The sequence below is a fragment of the Lysinibacillus sp. NPDC094177 genome (assembly GCF_050279145.1).
GTDB lineage: Bacteria > Bacillota > Bacilli > Bacillales_A > Planococcaceae > Lysinibacillus.
The window spans coordinates 134,610-157,380 of record NZ_JBNNTW010000005.1; the positions used below are offsets into that span (position 1 = coordinate 134,610).

The window sequence follows — 22,771 nt, forward strand, 5'->3', positions numbered from 1 at the left end:
TTTTTTATAAAAAAACATTTCTTTTTTGAAATTTTAGCCTTATTTTTCGCTTAGAAATCTAGAATTGACCTAACTCCATTTACTTATCGGAATTTTCTAAAACCCTTTAATTTCTTGGCTTTGTTATGTATATTCTCTTTTAAGACTATTTTTCCGAAAATTATTTTTTCATAATTTTTCTGAAATGTATTGCAATTTTGTGAACTGTCTCATAAAATGAAGATGTGAATTCACTAAACTAGCAAAATTAAGTATTTAAGCAGTAAAAATAAACACAAAATGGGGAATGTTAATGGGGAACAATCAAACAAACAAGGGCGTCGTGATTGACTATGATGCTATAGCAAATCAAGAATCCTTTAAAGCTCTTGTGCGAAGAAAGAATTCATTTCTTTGGTCAATGACTGCGATCTTCTTAGCAGCTTACATGTTGCTACCAATTCTTACTTCGTTCACGAAAATACTACACCAAAAGGCAATTGGGGAAATTACTTGGGTGTGGGTATATTCAGCAGGATTATTCATCATGACTTGGTGCTTATGTCACTTATATGTAGCAAAAGCGAATAGTTTTGATAAAGAGGCAAAGGCGATTATCGCTGAATACGAAAATGGAGGTGGCCGCCGATGAGTTATACAGCCATATTCTTCTTCGTAGCCATTGTTGGTTTAACATTAGTTATTACTTGGTGGGCATCAAAACGAACTTCTTCTGCAAGCGATTTCTATACTGCAGGTGGTGGTTTAACAGGCTGGCAAAATGGACTAGCCATTGCTGGTGACTACTTATCAGCTGCATCTTTCTTAGGGATCGCCGGAGCAGTTGCATTATTTGGATTTGATGGATTCTTCTTCTCTATCGGTTATTTAGTAGCTTACTTAGTGGTTCTTTACATCGTTGCTGAGCCATTACGTAATCTTGGTAAATTTACATTAGCCGATATGATCACAGCGCGTTTTGACAGCGCTAAAGTTCGTGGTACTGCAGCTTTAAGCACTATTACAATTGTATTATTCTACATGATTGCACAACTAGTTGGTGCAGGAGCACTTATTCAATTACTTTTAGGAATCGATTATTGGGTTGCGGTTTTAATCGTAGGTTTTATGATGACAACTTACGTACTATTTGGTGGTATGACTGCAACATCTTGGGTACAAATTGTTAAAGCTTGTCTTTTAATGTTAGGTACAGTCATTATTTCATTCTTAGTATTAAAAGAATTCGGCTTTAGTATTGCAAATATGTTCAAAGAAATGGAAACTGCAACGGATAGCGGTGCAGCTTACTTGAATCCAGGTCTTAAATATTCAAATGGTATTGATACTATTTCAATGTTAATCGCTCTAGTATTAGGTACAGCTGGTCTTCCACATATCCTAATGCGCTTCTTTACAGTTAAAGATGCGAAAACTGCTCGTTCTTCAGTAATTTGGGCTACTTGGATTGTAGGTATCTTCTACATTCTAACAATCTTCTTAGGCTTCGGTGCAGCTAAATTCGTTGGTAAAGAAGCAATTATTAATGCAAACGCTGCTGGTAATATGGCTGCTCCACTTCTTGCGAAAGCACTTGGTGGTGACATTTTATTCTCATTCGTATGTGCGGTAGCTTTCGCAACAATCTTAGCGGTGGTAGCTGGTCTTGTGCTTTCTGGCGCATCTGCCCTATCACATGATATTTACGGTCAAATTATTAAAAAGGGTAAAGTTACAGAGAAAGAGCAAGTACTTGCAGCTCGTATCGGTTCCATTACAATCGCTGTTATTTCAATCCTTTTAGCACTAGGTGCTCAAACATTAAACGTAGCGTTCTTAGTATCACTTGCATTCTGTATTGCAGGTTCAGCTAACCTACCTGTAATCATTTATACAATCTACTGGAAACGCTTTAATACAGCTGGTGCTATTACAGCAATGTTAACAGGTTTAATCTCTGCTTTAATTCTTGTTGCAGTTTCACCAAACCTTTGGAATCCAGTTGAAGGAAAAGCAATTTTCGTTGGGAATCCGTTAATTTCGTTAACGAACCCGGCAATAATTTCTGTACCACTTGGCTTCCTTGGAGGTTTCATCGGAACATTGCTTTCTAAGGAATCAGATGCTAAGAAATATCGTGAAGTGGATGTTAAAGCAAACACAGGTATTTCTGTACAAGATGTATCTCACTAATAATATGACAACCACCTCGTAAGTTAATAATACTTACGAGGTTTTACTTTTTCTTCCGTATTCGGTACTATATTTACAAATGACAATTGGGGGTAAGATAACATGACACACTCAAAAGCAAAAAAGAAGCGTATGCATGTAAAGCGAACTAAAGGGAAAGACGTTGAAAAAAATCGTCAGTTCTCCCCTTTCAGTACACATGAACGTCTAACGAAAACTAAAAAAGAAAGCCTTGAACAAAATTTTACAAAGTATAGAAAACACAACCACTCTGACGATGATTAGTGGTTGTGTTTTGCTTTTAATGAGACATTATAGTGATTCTGATATTTTTATCAGCGATGTTTGATGCTTTATCAGCGATTCTAGCACTTTTATCAGCGATGTTTGAGCTTTATCAGCGATTCTAGTACTTTTAACAAAAAACACAGTTGCTCTTTAAAAGAACAGCTGTGTTTTTTGCTATAAATTATAAAATATTGTCGTATTCCTTGTGATGATGCGCGCCGCTTCCTGTGTTGTAAGCCCCTTTATCGAAGCAATAACCTCTATGGAATGATCCATCATCCAAGGAGATGTTCGTTTATTGTCAAATTGCCCTTCAAAAGGCCATGGTCCATCTGTTTCTACCATCATCAGCTCGATTGGATATTGTTTAATAAGCTGTTGAATCTCCGCTTCATACGTACAATCAGGCGTGACTGAAATGAAATACCCATTATGAATCATTCGTTCTATCACTTCCTCATCGCCTTTAAACCAATGAAAATGTGCTTTCGTTACATGATGTTTTTCTAGCAAATCACAAACAATCGCCGCATCCTCATAAACCGCATGTAACACAATTGGTTTATTTAATTCCTTTGCCAGTACTATAAACCGTTCTAACAATGACACATACGGACGAACCTCAATTGCCTTCTCCTGACTCAAATAATAAGGTAAACCTACCTCGCCAATTGCTACCATTTCATGAGCATGTTGGCGTATCCAATCGAATAAAGCGTCTTCCTCCGAATCATTAGATAACGGTTGTTCAGGATGATAGCCAAACGCTGCCTTCACCTTTACATAGGCTTGTGACAGCTTCAACGTCTTCTCGCACGAAGGAAGATTCATACTAACGGCAATGACATATTCTACTTCCTCTAGCAAAGTTGGTACTTCATTTTCCATATACTGATCTAAATGAATATGCGCATCAATCAACATTCGCGTCATCCTTTTCTTCTTTTAAATACGTGAACAACTGTTGCTTCAGGGCCGTAAATGTAGCGGAATGTCGAATTTCTTCTTGTCGTGGCCTCGCAAAAGGTACGATAATTTCCTTTTTCATCGTCGCTGGCCGTTTCGTGAGTACGATGATACGATCGGCTAAAAAGAGAGCTTCTTCGATACTATGTGTAACGAACAATATAGATTTTCGATATTCCTCCCATATTGATAAAAGCCACGCCTGCATTTCAAGCCTTGTAAACTCATCAAGTGCAGAGAACGGCTCATCTAAGCATAAAATGGGCTTGTCACTAATAATTGCACGAATAAATGACACTCGCTGTTGCATACCGCCAGACAACTCATTTGGATACGCATTTTCAAACGCTGCAAGCCCTACTTTGTCTAACCATTCCAAGGCGCGTTCAATATTTGGTTTTTGCTGAAGCTCCTCAACGATCGTCACATTTTCTACTATCGTACGCCAAGGCAGTAAACATGGTTGCTGAGGCATATAGCCAATCGTACCTCTTTTTTGCTGGATATCTGTACCGTTTAATAAGATAGCTCCCTTATCAATAGAAGTCACACCACCAATTAATTGAAAGAGTGTGCTTTTTCCACTTCCTGAAGGGCCTATAATCGCCACAAATTCCCCGTCCTTCACTTCAAAAGATAAATTACGAATGACTGGAAGGGAATCAAATGATTTATCAATGTTTTGAATGCTGAGCATGTAAGCCTCTTCCCTTCACAACAAGCTTTTCTAATAATCGAATAGCACTAAATAATAGTAAACTTAAAAATACAATAGCAAAAATCGCTACAAACACACGATCCGTTCGAAATGATGATTGTGCCAATGTCATATAGACACCAATCCCCTTTTTCGCACCTAGCCATTCCGCAATGACAGCCCCCATTACGCTATACGTTGCCGCAATCTTAATGCCTGAAAAAATCGCAGGGTACGCATAGGGCCATTCAAGCTTCCAAAAGGTTTGTGCTTTCGTTGCCCCAATCATTTCAAAATAATGCTTGAGTTCAGGCGAGGTTTGACGAAAGCCATCCATTGCCGAAATAACGATAGGGAAAAAGCACACAAGACAAATAATAATAAGCTTTGGCAATAAACCAAAGCCAAACCAAATAACTAATAACGGTGCTAGGACGAGCACAGGGACATTCTGCGACATAATGAGAATAGGATAAAATAGCTCCCGTACAAACGCAAAACGATGTAATAATACGGCAACTGTTAGCCCACATAATATCCCGATGGCAAGACCTAGAAGTGCTAATTGAACAGTTGCAAACGCATGCGGCAAGAACGTATCATACGATTGAAAGCCTTCTTTCAAAATGGCACTCGGTGCAGGCAATAGCCATTGTGGAACATCTGCAAATCGGACAATTAGTTCCCATATGAATAAGAGGAAGACGATAAAAATTATCGTCCTCCCTTGTTTGAAAGCCTGTTTCATCACTGGTATTTCTCCGTTAGCGTATCCATTGTAATACCTGATGGCTGATATAAAATTTTCACTTGCGTAATGACATTGATAGCGCCAATCTCAATCATCTTGTCATTCATTTTTTCAATGATTTGTAGCAAAGTTGATAACTCACCCTCCATTGTAGTTTCTAGTGGATGAACTTCGTATTTAACCCCTGAAGCGTCTATAACCGCAATCGCTGCATCAACAAATGGGATCACATCTTCATATTTTTCAGTTTTCGGGATAATTTGTACACTTATTAATGAGTTTGCCATACTACTTTGTCTCCTTTTTCGGTAAAAAGTCGTTTGTAAATGCTTGTTTTGCGTTAAATTCGCCTTCTAATACTTTGTTGTCTGTCATCCATTTCGCGTAGTTTTCCCAGACAGTTAATTTTTGCTCGCCCCATTGTGAAGCGTCATCTTGATACTTATCTGCTAGCCATTCCTGACTTTTATGCACAAGGTTTTTATCTAAATCAGGTACCGCTTCTAATAAAATATCAGCCGCTTCTTTTGGATGATTTATCGCGTATTCATAGCCCTTTGCTGCAGCAGCGACAAATGCTTTTACTGTCTCTGGGTCATTCTTAATCATTTTTTCGTTTGTAGCTAGTACAGGTGTGTAATAATCTAACTGATCACTATAATCTGTTAAATATAGCATGTTTAGTTTTTCGCCACGTAGTTCTGCTTCGATCCCTGTCCACGCATAATAAATCCACGCAAAATCAATATCTTTTTTCATCATTGTGAAGAAATCCATATCACCTGCATTGACAATATCTAACTTATTAATATCTGCATTATCTTTTTGCATAAGTGATTGTAACACTGCCTTTTCAACTGGTGCACCCCAACCACCGTATGTTTTACCTTCAAAATCCTTCGGAGACTTAATGCCTTTTGATGCAATAGATGCGAAGCCAGAAGTATTATGTTGAATAATCGCTGCAACGGATACTAAAGGTACGCCCTGCACACGTGCCTGTGTAATCCCTTCCTGGTAGCTTACACCAAACTGAGCCTTACCAGACGCCACTAGTTGATCTGCACCCGTTTCGCCAGGTAATAAAATATCAACATCTAGGCCCTGTTCTTTAAAGTAGCCAAGTTTTTTAGCTACATATAAACCTGTGTGATTTGTATTCGGCGTCCAATCTAGCACGACCGATACCTTTTTTAATGCATTCGCATCGTTTTTATCCTTTGTTTCCTGTTTTTCGCTACAGCCCACTAACGTTAAAAGTGTAGCCAACAGGATAAATAACCATTTTTTCATATTTAATCCTCCCAGAAAGTAATGTGAAAGTGTACATGAATGAATGTTTTCACCAGAAGAAAGCGTAATCACAATTAGTATGTACCCAAGGTTTGCACATACTACAAAAACATAAAAAAAACGCCTAGGATTCCACCCAGACGTTTTACAATCAGTATCAAAAACTTTCTTTTTTTGAATAGATGTTCCCTACGCTGGTACGAGCCAAATCAGGTTCAAAGGGTCAGCATCTATCGGACACAATCTCAGCTGGCAACACCAGCCCCCCTACATTCTTTCCATATGAACTTTTCGTGATTATTATACCCATATCAATCCGGAATTGACAAGGGGCTGTTTATCGTTAGCGCTGAATTATTATTTCACAGCCTCATTTGTAAATCGTTCCTTAAAGAAAGCAAGGTAAAAAATCACCACTGTAATTGAGGAGGACACTGAAAAACTCTAAAATAGGATGTTTTTACAGTATTTTTTTGCATGAGGATTATTTTACTTTGCAAGGATTTAGCGCGGCGGCGTGAGACTCCTGCGGGAAAGCGAGACAGACGAGAGCCCGCACGAAGCAAAGCGTAGGAGGAGGCTCGTCGCTCGCCCGCGGAAAGCGAACGCCAGAGCGCTAAATCCTAATGATAGATTTTTATTAGAGTTTTATTGAAAAAACCACTTTTTCAGTGGCCTCGTAATTGAGGCCTCATGCTTTTAACGTAATTAATAACTAAATATACAAAAAATTCTTTCGTTATATTGACAATGGTAACAAATTACAATAAAATTTGATTGATTAATCAATCATTTGTTATGAAAGGAATGTTTAAATGAAAACTATACTTACTAATGATGAAAAAAAGAAGAGAAAAAGATCTACTATCCTAAACGCCGCCATTAAATTATATAGTGTGAATGGATTTGCCGAGACAAAAGTTGCTGACATAGCAAAAGAAGCTGGTGTTAGCTTTGGTACCGTATTTACATATTTTGATTCAAAAGAAGTACTTTATGAAGTAGCTATTTTGGAGCCATTGGAAGAAATCAAACCTTATTTTATGGAGTTAGAAGAACATTTTAAAGGTGAGCCTCTTGAAGTTGTGAAGGAAATGATAGATTGCCATATACAACTTTTTTCAACGAGAAGTGAATACTTACGTCTTATTCAGCAGATTCTTGCAAGACCTGATCGTTTCCCAAAGCTTTTTAAGGAACTAGATGATTTCGTAAAAGTATTTATACACAGTATTTATTCGGTTATTAAAGAAGGTCAAAGGCTTGGGTACTTTTATGAAGAAACACCTTCATTAATTGCTGAGTCATACTTATCCATCTTAAACGGAATGCGTTTAACATTTATTGATGAATATACAAACGTCATGCAGAAGAATATCTCGAGACAAGCTCTGAGATTATTTGGGCCAATCTCAAATAAATAAGCCACCTCCCCCTTTGCCTGACCAACACCAGTAGACAATATATTATTAAATAGGAGTGATTATATGAAATTGAGAGATATCCATCCTAACATCAAACTTCGCCTAGCCATGCAATTTCTAGGCGGCCTTATTTCTATGGCTGTTACCCCTTTTCTGGCAATTTATTTTACTCAAAATATCGGAGCTACTAAAACGGCTATTATTCTTATAGTAATAGTGATTAGTGGTGTCATTGGAGGATTTATCGGAGGGCATATTTCAGATAAAATTGGGCGAAAAAAAATAATGATTTATGCTGAAATTGGAATTTTGCTTTCGTATCTGTTAATAGCACTTTGTAATTCACCTTGGTTTAACCTTCCTTATATTTCTGCAGCATTCTTCATCATCAATATGTTTTGTGGAGGAATGTTTCAGCCTGCCGCCCAAGCTATGATGATTGATGTTACTAATTCCGAATCGAGAAAGCTTGTATTTACAATTAGCTACTGGTTGGGGAATTTATCAACTGCAATTGGAGGAATTATTGGAGCATTTCTTTTTAAAAATTACTTATTTGAGCTATTTATCGGGATTTCACTAATTTCTTTGCTATCTGTATTCATGACCATATTCTTTATCACAGAAACCTACTTACCTGTACCTTCACCTAAGACTTCTTCTACTCATAAGAAAGAATTTTCACTAATAGAGATGTTTCAAACTTATTCAACCGTTTTAAAAGATATGCTGTTTATGTTTTATATTTTAGGAGCAATCTTGATCTTTACCTTGGAACAGTCTTTATCGAACTATATTGGGATTCGTCTTGATAAAGATATACCCCAGCAGTCAGCTTCATTGTTTGGCATTGATTTCATCGTAGACGGCACAAAAATGCTTGGTTTTCTCCGAACAGAGAATACTATTCTTGTAGTTCTCTTATCAACTGTTGTATTATTCATATTTAAAAAATGCAGTGAGCGATGGACTCTTGTTACAGGAATGATGATTTTTTCTATATGTTTTAGTGTTTTTGCTTCATCAAATAGCGTGTTGGTTCTTTTTATTGCCATGTTTATTGGAACAATTGGTGAGCTGATGTTTATTCCTATTAAACAGGCAATGATTGGAGAACTTGCCCCACCTAACGCTCGTAGCACCTATATGGCTTTTAATAGCTTGACTACCTACGGAGCAATGATTATATCCTCGTTATTAATCATAATTGGAGAGTGGATTCGCCCCATATATATGAGCGGACTACTCCTTATTCTCGGATTAACTGGTACATTTTTGTACTACATAATAACAAAATCGCTAGACGCTAAAGTTAGTGAACAGAATGAAAGAAAAGTACCTGTTTCTTCTTAAAGGTTGTTTGGAAAAAATCTAATTAGAAAACGCTTTTTCGCATTTGGTCGCTATTATGAAAAAAACCTAGATTATTAAACGACTTTATTTCTTTGGCTGTTTTCGAAAAGATTGTTGCTATTCAACTCCCATGAAAGAACTTAATCATCTTTCATTTTCTGTGATGAAGTACTAATTTTTGTGCTTCATGGATGGCTAACGGGGCAGTTTAGTTGAATAGTGGTGTTTACCTTGTTGTTCAACAATCGGGCCATATTATTGAATAACTTGTATTTAAATTATTTAGTTATTTATGTTATAAATAGATAAATATACAAGAAAAGTAGTTGAACAATTTCGCTAAATTTCTTAGTGTATACGAAGGATGAGGTTTATAATGAAATATTTTACTAAAGAATGGTTCGAGTTGAGTCAAAAAACAAGTTTCCACCTTAATTTAGTGGAAGATCAAAAGGCTGAATTATTTTCAGAAGAATACTTTCAACAGCTTTACAATAGCGAATTAATGGATTGGCTTACTTTACGAGAAGAAATGTATACAATTGATTTTAATAAAGAAGAGGCAACAGAAGAATTTCATAACGCCTTCATCGTAAATCAGATGATTTTAAAAAGGCAATTACCACAAATGATTTTAGAACAGATAGCTGATTTAAGAGTTTTCGCTTTATATACAGCATCCCATAAGGTCATAAATGCTGTAACTAAATTTTGTGAGGAAAATGAAAGGTCAGTAAATGCCATTGGTGAGAATTACAGAAGCTATTATAAAGAAGCCTCCACTTCATTTGATAAAGAAATTGTAGAGGATTTTCGATTCCACGATTGTAAGGTAATAAATTTAATTCAAAATGACACAAATTTAACATTAACCTTAGATAATTCAGGTGGTTTTACAGATGTAGATGAAGTAACCTTTGAAAATTTTCATCTAATAAAACAAGATGGTTTATTAGAAAATACATGGTGGTTGTATGAGGAAGTGTATAAAGTTAATAATCAATACGAATTTCATGCATTATTAGAAAATGGAGAGAACGAGTTAATTGACTTTATTATTTCAGCTGAACGAGTTTCCTTTACACGTAAGGACTTTTAGTCGAACAAAGTTCTTCAACAATCGGGCGCGATTGTTGAAGAAGCGTCGCTGTCCTTATTAAACTAACAGGGGCTTTAGTTGAAGAAGATAGCCAAACTAGAAGCAACAATCTTTGAGAAAACAGCCATTTCTTTAAACCGATGTTTTCGTAAACTTTGTTGCTTTTAGAGAAGGATTTATTCATAACATTTTTTCTCATAGGCACATGAAGCACTTTTTCTAACATATTCAATTTCATCAAGTAGAAATTGGTTAATAAGAGTTTGTATTTCTTGGTTATCCTCATCTATCACTCCAAGTCCATAAGCTATTTGCCACCTTGCATCGTGGTCTGGAAAGGAAACCGAGTATTTAGCAATTGATAATAGTTGTTTTGGATTGTCTATCAAATTCCCAATGATGATTTCACATTCATTGTCTCTGGCTAAAATATACAAAAATTCATTTAGAAGGTTTGAACTCCATTGTTCTAAAGGTATACCTTCTATTAGCTTGTTAGCATAGTGATATATTCTGTCCCAATGGAGATATTCAGTCTCCCATTCACCAAAAGATAAATCTGTTGTTTTAGTCCAATTTCTAAACATGTCTATCTCTAAAAGCAATTCACGCACATTGTCGCCCCCTTATTAGGCTATTCTAAGCATTTGAACGATTGTATTATTTGATTTTCGGTAAGTGGAAAGCAAAAATAAGCATTTGCTCTATTTGTATTTCATATGGTAAATGCTTATTTATTTTCTAAATAATTAAGGTATTTTGTAGCTACACCTTAGAATTTTCTTTTCCATATGAAAACAGCGTTTTAAAAAAGCCCAGCTCGTAAAGGAGCATGGGCTAGTATTGTTATTTCTCTTCTTTTTTGACCGTAAGTACGTGTGAAATGGCACCATCTGTCGCGATATCTACTTTAAAGGAGCCGTTTGAATGGCGATCTGCTCGAGTTAATGCTTGTACATCTAAGATCTCTTGCACACCTTTTTCGGTTTCGATGATTAACTGTTCCTCATCTGTAACCTTTACTACAGCAACGATACGATGTGGGTTCGCCTTTAATTCTGTCAACACTTTTAAGCCGCGTTTCGCACGACTCGTCATCTCTACCTCAGCAACATTCATTTTCTTCACTGCACCGCGTTGCGTCACAATCGCAACATATGCTGTGTCATTTGGCGGTAAAACATTGACGCCGACTAATGCTTCTCCGTCCTTCAGTGTAATCCCTTTGACGCCGCCTGTTTTTACACCCGTTACCGGTAATTCCTCCATTGGGAAACGAATAGCATAGGCAGTATCTGTCGTTAACATTAGTTCTGCCTCGTCCGTCACGATATCTGCAAAAATCATTTCATCGCCTGACTTGACATTCATCGTTTTGATTGGCTTAGAATAGCGTGTAACAGCGTAATCTGCTACAGGTGAGCGTTTAATTTGTCCATCTTTCGTAGCCGTTAAGATATACGTATTTGCCTGTTCAAATGTCTCAAAACCGTACACTGCAATAATAGATTCATCTTCTCCGGTCGGCACAATACTTGAAACATGCTGACCAAGATCCTTCCACCTAATATCAGGTAGTTCATGGACAGGTTGATAAATATAATTACCTCGATTTGTGAACAGCAGAAGATGATGCTGTGTATTTAAAGTTGCTTCATATAATAAATAATCGGAATCTTTCATAGCAAAATCCTGACCATTCGAAGCTGAATGTGAACGTGTAGATGTACGCTTAATATAGCCATCCTTTGTGACAGTCACTACGACCTCTTCACTTGGGACAAGGACATCTAACGTAATTTTGATTTCTTCAATTTCTTGTTCAATTTTAGAACGGCGTGGTTCTGTAAAGCGTTTTTTAATATCAAGCAATTCTTGTTTTATAACTCGTACAAGTTTTGTTTCACTATTAAGAATACCTTCAAGCTTGTCGATAAGTTTATTTAATTCATCTTGTTCATTGCGAAGCTCAGTAATATCCGTATTTGTTAAACGGTATAATTGCAAGCTAACGATTGCCTCTGATTGTACTTCTGTAAAGTCAAACTTCACTTGTAAATTTGTTTTCGCATCTCGTTTATCATTTGAGGAACGAATTGTTGCAATGACTTCATCTAAAATGGACAGTGCCTTGATTAAACCGTCAACAATATGCGAACGATCTTTAGCCTTTTGCAAATCATAAATGGAGCGGTTCGTCACAACTTCCTTTTGATGGGCAATATAAGAATCTAGTAACAATGGTAATGTCATCATTGTCGGACGACGATTATGGATTGCAATCATATTAAAATTATAAGCTACTTGTAAATCCGTTGTTTTGAACAAGTAATTTAAAATCCCTTGTCCAGGAACATCTTTTTTCAGTTCAATGACAACACGTAAGCCTGTACGATCCGATTCATCACGAATTTCCGCAATTCCTTCAAGTCGTTTATCCACGCGTTGCTCATCAATTTTCTTCACAAGATTTGCTTTATTGACATCATACGGTAATTCCGTAATAATGATTTGCTCTTTTCCACCTTTAATTGGCTCAACGACTGCTTGAGCACGGACCATGATTTTACCTCGTCCTGTTTCATACGCTTTTTTAATACCATCGACACCTTGAATGATACCACCCGTTGGGAAATCAGGCCCTTTAATAACGGTCATTAATTCATCTACAGTAGTGTTTGGGTTATCTAAGCGCATCAGAACACCGTCTAGTACCTCATCAAGTGCGTGAGGAGGGATGTCTGTGGCATAACCGGCCGAAATACCTGTTGAGCCGTTAACTAGTAGATTCGGGAAACGAGATGGTAAAACAGTTGGCTCCATATCCTGATCATCAAAGTTTGGCACAAATTCAACGGTTTTCTTGCCAATATCACGTAGCATCTCCGCTGCAATAGCAGAAAGTCTTGCCTCTGTATAACGCATCGCTGCCGGTGGGTCTCCATCAACAGAACCGTTATTCCCATGCATTTCAATAAGCATATGACGCGCCTTCCAATCCTGACTCATGCGCACCATTGCTTCATATACTGAGCTGTCACCGTGTGGGTGATAATTACCTATAACATTACCGACTGTTTTTGCAGATTTACGGAATGGTTTTTCGTTCGTATTCCCCTCTGTAAACATCGCATATAAAATACGTCGTTGAACAGGCTTAAGACCGTCACGTGCATCAGGCAACGCGCGGTCTTGAATAATATATTTACTATAGCGACCAAAACGGTCACCCATTACTTCTTCTAAAGGTAAATCTTGAAACTTTTCCGTACTACTCATGTTGGTCCTCCTCTTGTTGGATGAATTCATTTTCTAAAATATTTGAATCATCCTCCATACCGAAGTTTACATTGGCTTCGATCCATTTACGGCGTGGCTCTACTTTATCGCCCATTAATGTTGTTACACGTCTTTCAGCACGTGCACCATCCTCAATTGTTACACGAATTAATGTACGCGTTTCAGGGTTCATCGTCGTATCCCACAGCTGGTCTGCATTCATCTCACCAAGACCTTTATAGCGCTGTAAAATGTAACCCTTTCCAACTTTTTTAATGGCCTTTTGTAAATCATTTTCGGTCCAAGCATATTCAATCACTTCTTTTTTACCAGTACCTCTTGATATTTTATAAAGTGGTGGTAATGCGATAAATATCTTTCCAGCTTCGATCAATGGACGCATATATCGATAGAAGAACGTTAACAGTAGCACTTGAATATGCGCTCCGTCAGTATCAGCATCAGTCATAATAACGACTTTGTCATATGCTGAATCTTCGACAGAGAAATCTGTACCGACGCCAGCACCAATGGCATGGATAATCGTAGAAATCTCCTCATTTTTCATAATATCCTGAAGCTTTGCTTTTTCCGTATTAATAACTTTACCACGCAATGGTAAAATTGCTTGGAATGTACGATCTCGTCCTTGTTTGGCAGATCCTCCTGCAGAATCACCTTCGACTAAATACAGCTCGTTTTTCGCCGCATTTCGAGATTGTGCAGGTGTTAACTTTCCAGAAAGAATCGTACTGCCTTTTTTGCTTTTCTTGCCGTTTCGTGCATCTTCACGTGCTTTACGAGCCGCTTCACGTACTTGTTGAGCACGGATGGCTTTACGCACAAGAGATGCAGACAATTCAGCGTTTTCCTCAAGTACATACAAAATTTGCTCTGAGACAACGCTATCCACTGCCGAGCGTGCCTCACTCGTCCCAAGCTTACCCTTCGTTTGACCTTCGAACTGTAGTAAATGTTCTGGTATACGAACAGAAACAATCGCCGCTAAGCCCTCACGAATGTCAGTTCCTTCGAGATTTTTATCTTTATCTTTTAACAAACCAATTTTTCGTGCATATTCATTGAACACACGAGTTAACGCTGCCTTAGCACCCGTTTCATGTGTCCCACCATCTCGTGTACGTACATTGTTAACAAATGAAAGGATTGTTTCAGAGTAACCATCATTATATTGGAAGGCGAATTCTACTTCAATTTCGTCTTGAATCCCTTCAACATATTTTACAGGATGAAGTACATCTTTCTCTTCATTCAAATACGCAACGAAAGCTTCAATGCCGTTCTCATAAAAGAAAACATCACCCTTGCCTTCCTCGCGTTCATCGATTAATTCAATTTTTAAGCCTTTTAATAAAAATGCTGACTCACGTAAACGTTCTGCAAGCGTATCATAATTGTATTTTGTTACAGAGAAAATCGAATCATCCGGTAAAAAATGGACAAGTGTTCCTGTCTGTTTTGTTTGTCCAATTTCTTCTAATGTCGTCACAGGATGGCCACCGTTTTCAAAACGTTGACGATACTTTTTACCATCGCGGTGAATCGTTACTTCTAAATAAGTGGATAAAGCATTAACAACAGAAGAACCTACACCATGTAAACCACCACTTGTTTTATAGCCACCCTGTCCGAATTTACCACCAGCATGTAAAACAGTGAAAATAATCTCTGGAGTTGGTTTCCCCATTTTATGCATACCTGTTGGCATTCCACGGCCGAAGTCTCGAACGCTGATACTTTGATCTTTATGAATTTTGACAATGATATGAGAACCAAAGCCAGCCAGTGCTTCATCCACCGCATTATCGACGATTTCATATACAAGGTGATGAAGTCCACGGCCATCTGTAGAACCGATATACATGCCAGGTCGTTTTCGTACCGCTTCTAATCCTTCTAATACTTGAATGGCGTCATCATTATAGACGCTTGGTGACTGTTTATTCGCCAAAAATATTCCCCTCCAAAAAACAAACGCATGTTCTATTTATATTCTCTTCCTAATAATAATAGCATTTCCTATCAATATCTAGTGACAGGCCCAAAAAAATTTTAAAATTTCCTCACAGCTTCGTCGTTTTGATCTGTTTTACCTGAAGTAAAATTTGCAATAGCTGCTTTAATATGTATGACAAACTATCCTATTCCCTTGACGCAGGACAATAAACATTAGTTGCATAAATAAAACAACATATGGCTAACTTCTGGTCATTCAAAATGGTAACAATTGCTAAAGGCTTGAATCTTTCCATTCAGAAGCATTTGAATAATCTCTGAAAAATATACAGGTACAATAATAAATATAAAAATGGGTCTCTTCTGTCTAAAGAAGATTCATACTTGCTTACTCTAGAAATTAAAGATAGACTTCTATTCTACCAAAGGAAAGGGAGATTGACAAAATTGCCATTTTACCTATATTTTTAGAGAAGCATTCATGCAGGCTACGTGAATCGTGTCAAAAAGCCTAACCTAAATTCAATATACATATAGAAATCCCTGAAAAATAGTTATCTTTTGTAATGAATTCAAGATACACTAAGAAATCTCCTTCATGACATTGTAGATTATAGAGAAAAAGTGTAGAATATTTGTTACATATTATTAGTACCAAGTGATAATCAATGAATGAAAGGAGTCCAGCTATGCTAAATGGACTTATTATTTTATGTGCTTATCTAATCGGCTCTATACCTTCTGGGTTATGGATAGGCAAAATTTTTTATAAAACTGATATTCGTCAACATGGAAGTGGCAATTTAGGTGCGACAAATACTTTTCGTATTTTAGGAAAAAAAGCAGGAATAGTCGTAACGATTATGGATGTCTTAAAAGGTACAGCAGCAGTATTACTCTTAGCTCTTCCTGTATTCTCTGAAGTCTCCATTCACTCGCTAATTCTCGGAATAGTAGCGGTTATTGGTCATATGTTCCCGATCTTTGCAGGTTTCCGTGGAGGGAAAGCAGTGGCAACATCAGCAGGGGTTCTCTTAGGATATTCTTGGCCTCTATTTGTCTTACTATTTATAGCTTTTTTTGTAACATTAAAAATAACGAAGATTGTAAGTTTAACTTCCATGATTGCCGCTTTAGTAGCACTTATTTATTCAATCGTTTATTATTTTGTTACAGGTGATTTTGCATTAGGTATTTTAGTGGCATGTTTATTTACCTTTATCATTTATCGTCACCGAGCGAATATTGCCCGCATTAAAAATGGTACCGAGCCAAAGGTGAAATGGCTGTAACGAAGAGAGGAGCATTCCAGTGAATATCACACTAACAGATGAAGCCCTACAATGGTTTAAACAAGAGATGGAAGTAGAATCCGGATATACTATTCGTTTTTATGCTAGATATGGTGGTTCCAGTCCTTTTCACGAAGGCTTTTCTCTTGGTATGACACGTGAAGAACCTATCAACATTGGTGTAAAGACAGTTATTGACGATGTTACCTACTATATTGATGAAAAAGATTTATGGTTTTTCAATGATCACAATTTATATGTAGATGTGGATGCTACAAATGACGAATTAATATACGAGTATAAAAAATAAAGCAGTGTTTCCTTTCGTTTATACGAAGGGAACACTGCTTTTTTATATGAATACAATTTCAATCTTAGTTTATCTTCTCTCAAAATTGTACATTCTATAATTATGCATATCTTGAGGAGGAAAGAAAAATGTCTATTTCTAAAATTACTGATACCTCCCAAAACAATGACCAACTGTATAGTTCACTTTCTCAAAATTTGAAGATACTTAAAAACACTCTTGGGAATAGTAATGACCTTATCATACGAGAAATTACCATTGGAAAAGCTGAAAAATATGCGTTAGCGATTATCTATATAGATGGCTTATCCGATAAAGTAACCATATCAGATACTGTGATTGATAAACTAATGCTTGATATTGATGCAAATCAAGATACAGATACAGAAAAGATTATTCGATATTTAAGAGATTCTTGTTTAACAGCCGGCGATGTTAATGATATTTTCAACTTTTCAGTACTGTACAACTCTATTTTGAATGGTGATACGGTCATTTTATTAGATGAATCTTCAACCGGTATCGTGACAAACACAAAAGGTGCAAAAGATAGAGCCGTTATGGAGCCATCAACAGAGTCGGTCATTAGAGGTCCAAGGGAATCATTTACGGAGACATTACGAACAAACACTGCCCTTATCCGCCGAAAAATTAAAAGTCCGAATCTCTGGATCAAGTCCCGTATTGTCGGTGAAGTAACAAAAACGGATGTTGCTGTTATGTACTTAAATGACATTGCAAACGACAAAATAGTAGCAGAGGTTCTTGCTCGATTAGATCGTATTAATATTGATGGTATTTTGGAAGGTGGTTACATTGAAGATTTTATTCAAGATTCAAAATACTCGATATTCCCTACTGTTTATAATTCTGAACGACCTGATGTTATTGCTGGTGAAATATTAGACGGAAAAATTGCAATTCTAGTGGACGGTTCACCATTTGTCCTAGTTGTACCGGCTCTCTTTACATCCTTTTTACAATCTGCTGAAGATTATTATCAGCATTGGATGATTAGTTCTCTTGTACGCATACTGAGGTTTTTCGGAATTAGCCTAGCTTTGGTGGCACCATCGCTATATGTAGCTATCACCACCTTCCATCAAGAAATGCTACCAACCGCTATGCTGATAAGTATTGCATCTCAACGAGAAGGAGTCCCCTTCCCCGCTGTTGTAGAGGCTCTCATTATGGAGGTTGCATTCGAGGTGTTACGAGAAGCGGGTCTTCGAATGCCTAGAACGATTGGACCAGCGGTATCCATTGTTGGAACATTAGTGATTGGTCAAGCTGCCGTAGAAGCTGGAATTGTATCAGCCGTAATGGTTATTATTGTAGCATTAACAGCCATTTGTAGCTTTTTATTCCCCGCTTATGGCTTATCAAATACCGTTCGCGCTCTTCGTTTTCCATTAATGATTTTAGCAGCAATTGTTGGATTGTTTGGTGTAATGTTAGGCCTTATGATCATCGTCCTACACATGTGCAGCATACGAACTTTCGGTGTTCCATATTTAAGTCCATTCGGCCCATTAATTCTAAAAGATCAAAAAGACGCACTATTCTTGTTCCCGCGTAGAGCTTTATTGACTCGACCACGCTTAATTAGTCAAAAAAATACTGTCAGGGGTCATAAATATTTTGATACGAAAAAAAGGAATTAAACGAGGAATGAACTATGTCAAAATTTAAAACAATCTGTTTACTAATGATTGTTACTTTGCTTTTAGGTGGTTGCTGGAGTAAGCGTGAACTCAATGAATTAGCGATTGTCGCAGCATTAGGAATAGATAAAGTAGATAATGAATTTAAAATAACTGTTCAAGTTGTGGTTCCTGGTGAAATTTCCTCAAAACAGCCTTCTTCAGGACGATCACCCATTATTACCTATCATTCAACAGGGGCAACGGTCTTTGAGGCCATTAGAAAAATGACAACAGTAACAGCTCGAAAACTTTATTTTTCTCATCTTCAAATAGTTGTGCTTGGTGACGAATTAGCAAAAGAAGGAATTAACGAATCATTAGATTTGATTTCAAGAGATCATGAATTCAGAAATGATTTTGATGTCATAGTTGCTCAAGACGCAACTGCCGATGAAGTTTTAAATGTATTAACACCTATCGAAAAAGTACCAGCTAATAAAATACTAAATTCTCTTAAAACGTCAGAAAAAACTTGGGGTACTACCCAATCCATTAAAATTGATGATTTAATCAATACTTTAAATACTAAAGATACAAGTGTAGTCATGTCTGCTATTGAAGTACAGGGGGATAAAAATATTGGCAAAGAGCAAACGAATGTTAAAAGATCGAAATCTCCTGTGCTATTGAAGTATGCGGGCTTAGCTGTTTTTAAAGAGGGTAAACTCATTGGGCTTTTAACGGAAGATGAGAGTAGAAGCCTAGGTTTTTTAAGGGACAAAATAGACAGTACCATTGAAATTCTTGCTTGTCCTAAGGGAGGTACGTTAGCAACAGAGATTACGCACTCAAAGACGAAAATAAAAGGTAAATTTGAAAATGGAGCTCCCAAAATCAATGTTTCTATAGATGTTAATCAAAATGTTGGAGAAGTTCTATGTAATATAGACCTTACGAAAGAAAAATCAATTCACTCCATAAATAAAAAAACAGAAGAACTTATTAAAAAACGAATCGAGGAAACAATCCGTTCAGTTCAGCACAATTACCGGGTCGATATTTTTGGTTTTGGTGAAGAACTTCATCGCACAAACCCTAAAGAGTGGAAAAAAATTAAAAAAGACTGGCTAACAATATTTCAAGAGATACCAGTGAAAGTTAAAGTACATGTCAACACACAAGGAGTAGGAACGATGGAAAACTCATTAGTGAATAAGTCGAAGGGAGAATAAGCCATGATTATGACGATATTCATACTAATCATTTCTACTGTTATAGCCTTTGCCTTCATTCCAAAATTAATAAAAAATAAAGAAACGAAAACGATCGTTATTTTTTCGATTTTTTTATTAATCGGCGCTGCATTAAATATTGGCGTCTCATTAAGGATCAATATTCCAAGTCCACTTGATTGGATTACCTTTATTTTTTCACCTATTAAAGATTTAATCGTCTCCCTGACAAAATAATAAGGAACTTCATGTTAAGAGAAAGGGAGATCGTTCATATGGAAAAAGAAATAATTAGTTCAAGACAATTTATGATCATTACCTTTCTCTTTTCAGTTGGGACAGCCATTTTAATTATCCCTGCTAGTATAACAAGTGTAGCAAAACAAGATGCCTGGATTGCAGCGACCATTAGTGTCGTTTTAAATTTAGCCTTAGTAAAGCTTCTCGTTACTTTAGGAAATCGGACATCTACCCTTACATTTGTAGAGGCTAATGAAAAGATATTAGGTCGTTTTTTCGGAAAATTTACTTCGATTGGCTTTATTTTTCTATCCTTTCTTTCTGCAAGTGAATTATTATTTATGATTGGCATTTTCATGAAAACAGAAGTTATGCCAGAAACACCAACGATGGCCTTTGATTTTCTATTCAGTACTATCATTATTTATGCAGCGTTTCTAGGAATTGAAGTTTTTGCCCGTTCTGCAGAAATACTATTACCTATGTTTATTTTAATTTTTATTTTTTTTGTAGTTTGTATTTCACCATCCGTCCAAATAGAAAATTTACAGCCAATAATGGAAGCTCCAGCAAAATCATTATTCTTTAGTATTATTCGATTTATGAGTATTTTTTCATTCCCGCTCGTCATACTATTAATGATTTTCCCTTCTATTATTAATGTCCATCAATCAGCACAAAAAGCTTTTTACATTGGCACAATTTTTGGAGGGATTGTCTTAATTACAATCATTACACTGTGTATCCTTGTCCTAGGTCCGGCAAATACAGCTTCTAGGACATTTCCCAGCTACTCATTAGCTCAAAGAATTTCAATCGGGAATTTTTTGCAGCGTATTGAAGTAATTATGGCAACTATGTGGATAATATCAATTTATATAAAAACTTTTATGTATTTTTACGCCGGGGTCATAGGCACCGCACAAATATGTAAAATTAGCAATCATCGACCCCTTATTTTTCCATTTGGAATGATTATCCTTGGACTTTCACAAATTGTTCATCCTAGTATCATTCATTTGAATATATACGATAAAGATATATGGCCAATTTTTTCATTCATTTTCGGGGTTTTATTACCATTAGTTTTACTACTTGTCGCGAAGATTCGCAAAATTAACGGTAATCAAGGAAATAATACAAATAGTAATTGTAGTACACAGAATGAAAGTGGTAGTAATAACGGAAATGCTACACAAGGTGCCGGTAGCAATAATAACGGGAATTCTTCACAGAGTAATAGTAGTTGCAATGGTGGAAATGCTACACAAAGTGAAAGTAGCAGTAATAACGTTAATTCTACTCAAAGTGATAGCAGTAGCACTAGCAGTATTAATATAGAAAATGAAAGTAATAGCAATTACGAAGACAATTCTACTCAAAATGAAAGTAGCAACATTGCCGTAAATGCTGCACAAGGTGAAAGTAGCGGTAATAACGTTAATTCTATTCAAAGTGATAGTAGCAGCAATAGCGATAATTCTTCACCCAGCAAGAGTGATAACGCTTCAAGCAATACTACACAGAATAATAGCGATACCGGCAATACTCCAAACAGTGATAAAAATAAAGATTCTCCAGAAAGTTAACAGCATAGTGGCATAAAAAAATAATGACCCTGATCATTCATGGTCATCATTTTTTCTTTACATTTGCTATTGAAAATTAATCAATTATTCCTCGGCATAATTGCGTCCGGAAGAATTTATCTGAGATCCATTCCAACCTTGGTTTATCTTCTCTCAAAGTTGTACATTCTATAGTTATGTCAATCTTGAGGAGGAATGAACATGTCTATTTCTAAAATTGCTGATACCTCCCAAAACAACGACCAACTGTATATTTCTCAATCTCAAAATTTGAAGATAATTAAAAACACACTCGGGAATAGCAATGACCTTTTCATACAAGAATTGTCGTTGGAAAAGCTGAAATATATGCTTTCGTGAGCATCTATGTAGATGGCTTAACCGAAAAAATAAGCATTTCTGAATCTGTGATTAATAAACTAATGCTTGATATTGAGGCAAGTCATGAGACAGAAACAGATAAGATTATTCGCTATTTAAGAGATTATTGTTTAACAGTCGGCGATGTTAATTTTTGAATGGCGATACGGTCATTTTTTTAGATGTTTGTCCTAGTTGTACCGGCACTGCTAATAAGTGTTGCATTTCAACGAGAAGGAGTCCCCTTCCCTGCCATAGTTGAGGCTCCCAACATGGAGTTAGCCTTTTAGGTGTTGAAGGAAGCAGGTCTTCGAATGCCAAGAACCATTGGACTAGCCGTATCCATCGTTGGAACATTAGTAATCGGTCAAGCTGCCGTAGAGTATGATTTTAGCTTCAATACTTGGATTGTTTGTTTTAATGTTTGGCCTTATGATCATCGTTCTACACTTATGCAGCTTACTAACTTTTGATGTTCCATATATAATTCCATTCGGCCCATTAATTCTAAGGATCAAAAAGACTCACTAGTGTTGTTCCCTCGTAGAGCTTTATTAACTCGACTACGATTAATCAGTTAAAAAATACTGTCAGGGGTTATAAATATTTAATTCAAAAAAAAGAATCATACGAATGATTCCAAAATTTTACAAAGAAAAGAAAACGATTTTTATTTTTTCAATTTTTTTATTGATCGGCGTTGCATTATAAGAATCAAAATTCCGAGCCCTCTAGACTTGATTACCTTTATTTTTTCACCAATTAAAGATTTAATTGTCTCCCTGACAAAATAATATGGAACT

21 protein-coding genes, 1 pseudogene and 1 riboswitch are annotated in these 22,771 nt (G+C 36.5%); of the genes and pseudogenes, 14 read left to right on the top strand and 8 right to left on the bottom strand.

The annotated features are described in order from the left end of the window. Window positions 1-292: 292 nt before the first annotated feature. From ACQKNC_RS10465 to ACQKNC_RS10475, 3 genes are all read left to right on the top strand, one after another. On the top strand, window positions 293-631 hold the full coding sequence (locus ACQKNC_RS10465) for a DUF485 domain-containing protein (RefSeq protein ID WP_427424784.1): 339 nt from the start codon (window positions 293-295) through the stop codon (window positions 629-631). Then, window positions 628-2,172: a solute symporter family protein gene (locus ACQKNC_RS10470; protein WP_427424785.1), complete on the top strand. Its 1,545-nt coding sequence runs from the start codon at window positions 628-630 to the stop codon at window positions 2,170-2,172. Before ACQKNC_RS10465 ends, ACQKNC_RS10470 begins: the two co-directional genes overlap by 4 nt. 102 nt (window positions 2,173-2,274) lie before the next feature. After that, entirely contained in the window at window positions 2,275-2,457 is a 183-nt protein-coding gene (locus ACQKNC_RS10475; RefSeq protein WP_427424786.1) for a hypothetical protein, read from the top strand. 177 nt (window positions 2,458-2,634) lie between these two features. Here ACQKNC_RS10475 and ACQKNC_RS10480 read toward each other — a convergent pair whose 3' ends face one another. Genes ACQKNC_RS10480 through ACQKNC_RS10500 form a run of 5 tightly spaced genes read right to left on the bottom strand, consistent with a single transcriptional unit; the run spans window position 2,635 to window position 6,167 of the window. Further along, window positions 2,635-3,384: a TatD family hydrolase gene (locus tag ACQKNC_RS10480; protein WP_427424787.1), complete on the bottom strand. Its 750-nt coding sequence runs from the start codon at window positions 3,382-3,384 to the stop codon at window positions 2,635-2,637. Then, window positions 3,374-4,123, bottom strand: a complete 750-nt coding sequence (locus ACQKNC_RS10485; protein WP_427424788.1) for an ABC transporter ATP-binding protein — start codon at window positions 4,121-4,123, stop codon at window positions 3,374-3,376. Before ACQKNC_RS10485 ends, ACQKNC_RS10480 begins: the two co-directional genes overlap by 11 nt. Further along, window positions 4,101-4,871: an ABC transporter permease gene (locus tag ACQKNC_RS10490; protein WP_427425008.1), complete on the bottom strand. Its 771-nt coding sequence runs from the start codon at window positions 4,869-4,871 to the stop codon at window positions 4,101-4,103. The genes ACQKNC_RS10485 and ACQKNC_RS10490 overlap by 23 nt, the downstream gene beginning before the upstream one ends. Then, window positions 4,871-5,161, bottom strand: coding sequence for a thiamine-binding protein (locus tag ACQKNC_RS10495; RefSeq protein WP_427424789.1), 291 nt, complete (start codon window positions 5,159-5,161; stop codon window positions 4,871-4,873). Before ACQKNC_RS10495 ends, ACQKNC_RS10490 begins: the two co-directional genes overlap by 1 nt. A gap of 1 nt (window position 5,162) precedes the next feature. Further along, window positions 5,163-6,167 (bottom strand): ABC transporter substrate-binding protein, encoded by a 1,005-nt coding sequence (locus ACQKNC_RS10500; RefSeq protein ID WP_427424790.1) that lies wholly within the window; start codon window positions 6,165-6,167, stop codon window positions 5,163-5,165. 169 nt (window positions 6,168-6,336) lie between these two features. Beyond that, a riboswitch (TPP riboswitch) is annotated at window positions 6,337-6,446 on the bottom strand. A gap of 536 nt (window positions 6,447-6,982) precedes the next feature. On the opposite strand from ACQKNC_RS10500, the gene ACQKNC_RS10505 reads away from it, so the two are divergent. The 3 genes from ACQKNC_RS10505 to ACQKNC_RS10515 all read left to right on the top strand — a co-directional run bounded on the left by ACQKNC_RS10505 (window position 6,983) and on the right by ACQKNC_RS10515 (window position 10,043). Then, entirely contained in the window at window positions 6,983-7,591 is a 609-nt protein-coding gene (locus tag ACQKNC_RS10505) for a TetR/AcrR family transcriptional regulator (protein WP_427424791.1), read from the top strand. A gap of 63 nt (window positions 7,592-7,654) precedes the next feature. Beyond that, window positions 7,655-8,944: an MFS transporter gene (locus tag ACQKNC_RS10510; protein ID WP_427424792.1), complete on the top strand. Its 1,290-nt coding sequence runs from the start codon at window positions 7,655-7,657 to the stop codon at window positions 8,942-8,944. Between the two features lie 376 nt (window positions 8,945-9,320). Further along, entirely contained in the window at window positions 9,321-10,043 is a 723-nt protein-coding gene (locus ACQKNC_RS10515; protein ID WP_427424793.1) for a DUF4085 family protein, read from the top strand. A 176-nt stretch (window positions 10,044-10,219) separates the two neighbouring features. Here the strand turns inward: ACQKNC_RS10515 and ACQKNC_RS10520 are convergent, their stop codons facing one another. The 3 genes from ACQKNC_RS10520 to parE all read right to left on the bottom strand — a co-directional run bounded on the left by ACQKNC_RS10520 (window position 10,220) and on the right by parE (window position 15,294). Further along, complete coding sequence (locus tag ACQKNC_RS10520; protein ID WP_427424794.1) at window positions 10,220-10,657, bottom strand: hypothetical protein; 438 nt, start codon at window positions 10,655-10,657, stop codon at window positions 10,220-10,222. Window positions 10,658-10,889: 232 nt separating this feature from the next. Next, window positions 10,890-13,322: a DNA topoisomerase IV subunit A gene (parC, locus tag ACQKNC_RS10525; RefSeq protein ID WP_427424795.1), complete on the bottom strand. Its 2,433-nt coding sequence runs from the start codon at window positions 13,320-13,322 to the stop codon at window positions 10,890-10,892. Then, window positions 13,315-15,294, bottom strand: coding sequence for a DNA topoisomerase IV subunit B (gene parE / locus ACQKNC_RS10530; RefSeq protein WP_427424796.1), 1,980 nt, complete (start codon window positions 15,292-15,294; stop codon window positions 13,315-13,317). The genes parC and parE overlap by 8 nt, the downstream gene beginning before the upstream one ends. Before the next feature lie 694 nt (window positions 15,295-15,988). Between parE and plsY the strand changes: the two genes are divergently transcribed. The 8 genes and pseudogenes from plsY to ACQKNC_RS10570 all read left to right on the top strand — a co-directional run. Further along, window positions 15,989-16,591 carry a glycerol-3-phosphate 1-O-acyltransferase PlsY gene (gene plsY, locus ACQKNC_RS10535; protein WP_427424797.1) on the top strand — a complete coding sequence of 201 codons (603 nt, stop codon included), beginning with the start codon at window positions 15,989-15,991 and terminating at the stop codon, window positions 16,589-16,591. Between the two features lie 19 nt (window positions 16,592-16,610). Then, window positions 16,611-16,901, top strand: a complete 291-nt coding sequence (locus ACQKNC_RS10540) for a HesB/YadR/YfhF family protein (RefSeq protein WP_427424798.1) — start codon at window positions 16,611-16,613, stop codon at window positions 16,899-16,901. 128 nt (window positions 16,902-17,029) lie between these two features. Then, window positions 17,030-18,565, top strand: coding sequence for a spore germination protein (locus ACQKNC_RS10545; RefSeq protein WP_427424799.1), 1,536 nt, complete (start codon window positions 17,030-17,032; stop codon window positions 18,563-18,565). Window positions 18,566-18,579: 14 nt separating this feature from the next. Next, the gene (locus ACQKNC_RS10550) at window positions 18,580-19,779 is read left to right on the top strand and encodes a Ger(x)C family spore germination protein (protein ID WP_427424800.1); all 1,200 of its coding nucleotides are present in this window, start codon (window positions 18,580-18,582) and stop codon (window positions 19,777-19,779) included. 3 nt (window positions 19,780-19,782) lie between these two features. Further along, window positions 19,783-20,016: a hypothetical protein gene (locus ACQKNC_RS10555; protein WP_427424801.1), complete on the top strand. Its 234-nt coding sequence runs from the start codon at window positions 19,783-19,785 to the stop codon at window positions 20,014-20,016. A gap of 38 nt (window positions 20,017-20,054) precedes the next feature. Next, entirely contained in the window at window positions 20,055-21,608 is a 1,554-nt protein-coding gene (locus ACQKNC_RS10560) for a GerAB/ArcD/ProY family transporter (protein WP_427424802.1), read from the top strand. Between the two features lie 201 nt (window positions 21,609-21,809). Beyond that, window positions 21,810-21,968, top strand: coding sequence for a hypothetical protein (locus tag ACQKNC_RS10565; protein WP_427424803.1), 159 nt, complete (start codon window positions 21,810-21,812; stop codon window positions 21,966-21,968). 206 nt (window positions 21,969-22,174) lie between these two features. Beyond that, window positions 22,175-22,605: pseudogene (locus ACQKNC_RS10570) on the top strand (spore germination protein); the annotation flags it as partial. Window positions 22,606-22,771 lie beyond the last annotated feature (166 nt).

What these genes read in the sequence shown, in the direction of transcription:
- ACQKNC_RS10465 (WP_427424784.1), top strand. Translation starts at nt 293, where the DNA reads ATGGGGAACAATCAAACAAACAAGGGCGTCGTGATTGACTATGATGCT.
- ACQKNC_RS10470 (WP_427424785.1), top strand. Translation starts at nt 628, where the DNA reads ATGAGTTATACAGCCATATTCTTCTTCGTAGCCATTGTTGGTTTAACA.
- ACQKNC_RS10475 (WP_427424786.1), top strand. Translation starts at nt 2,275, where the DNA reads ATGACACACTCAAAAGCAAAAAAGAAGCGTATGCATGTAAAGCGAACT.
- ACQKNC_RS10480 (WP_427424787.1), bottom strand. Translation starts at nt 3,384, where the DNA reads ATGTTGATTGATGCGCATATTCATTTAGATCAGTATATGGAAAATGAA.
- ACQKNC_RS10485 (WP_427424788.1), bottom strand. Translation starts at nt 4,123, where the DNA reads ATGCTCAGCATTCAAAACATTGATAAATCATTTGATTCCCTTCCAGTC.
- ACQKNC_RS10490 (WP_427425008.1), bottom strand. Translation starts at nt 4,871, where the DNA reads ATGAAACAGGCTTTCAAACAAGGGAGGACGATAATTTTTATCGTCTTC.
- ACQKNC_RS10495 (WP_427424789.1), bottom strand. Translation starts at nt 5,161, where the DNA reads ATGGCAAACTCATTAATAAGTGTACAAATTATCCCGAAAACTGAAAAA.
- ACQKNC_RS10500 (WP_427424790.1), bottom strand. Translation starts at nt 6,167, where the DNA reads ATGAAAAAATGGTTATTTATCCTGTTGGCTACACTTTTAACGTTAGTG.
- ACQKNC_RS10505 (WP_427424791.1), top strand. Translation starts at nt 6,983, where the DNA reads ATGAAAACTATACTTACTAATGATGAAAAAAAGAAGAGAAAAAGATCT.
- ACQKNC_RS10510 (WP_427424792.1), top strand. Translation starts at nt 7,655, where the DNA reads ATGAAATTGAGAGATATCCATCCTAACATCAAACTTCGCCTAGCCATG.
- ACQKNC_RS10515 (WP_427424793.1), top strand. Translation starts at nt 9,321, where the DNA reads ATGAAATATTTTACTAAAGAATGGTTCGAGTTGAGTCAAAAAACAAGT.
- parC (WP_427424795.1), bottom strand. Translation starts at nt 13,322, where the DNA reads ATGAGTAGTACGGAAAAGTTTCAAGATTTACCTTTAGAAGAAGTAATG.
- plsY (WP_427424797.1), top strand. Translation starts at nt 15,989, where the DNA reads ATGCTAAATGGACTTATTATTTTATGTGCTTATCTAATCGGCTCTATA.
- ACQKNC_RS10545 (WP_427424799.1), top strand. Translation starts at nt 17,030, where the DNA reads ATGTCTATTTCTAAAATTACTGATACCTCCCAAAACAATGACCAACTG.
- ACQKNC_RS10550 (WP_427424800.1), top strand. Translation starts at nt 18,580, where the DNA reads ATGTCAAAATTTAAAACAATCTGTTTACTAATGATTGTTACTTTGCTT.
- ACQKNC_RS10555 (WP_427424801.1), top strand. Translation starts at nt 19,783, where the DNA reads ATGATTATGACGATATTCATACTAATCATTTCTACTGTTATAGCCTTT.
- ACQKNC_RS10560 (WP_427424802.1), top strand. Translation starts at nt 20,055, where the DNA reads ATGGAAAAAGAAATAATTAGTTCAAGACAATTTATGATCATTACCTTT.
- ACQKNC_RS10565 (WP_427424803.1), top strand. Translation starts at nt 21,810, where the DNA reads ATGTCTATTTCTAAAATTGCTGATACCTCCCAAAACAACGACCAACTG.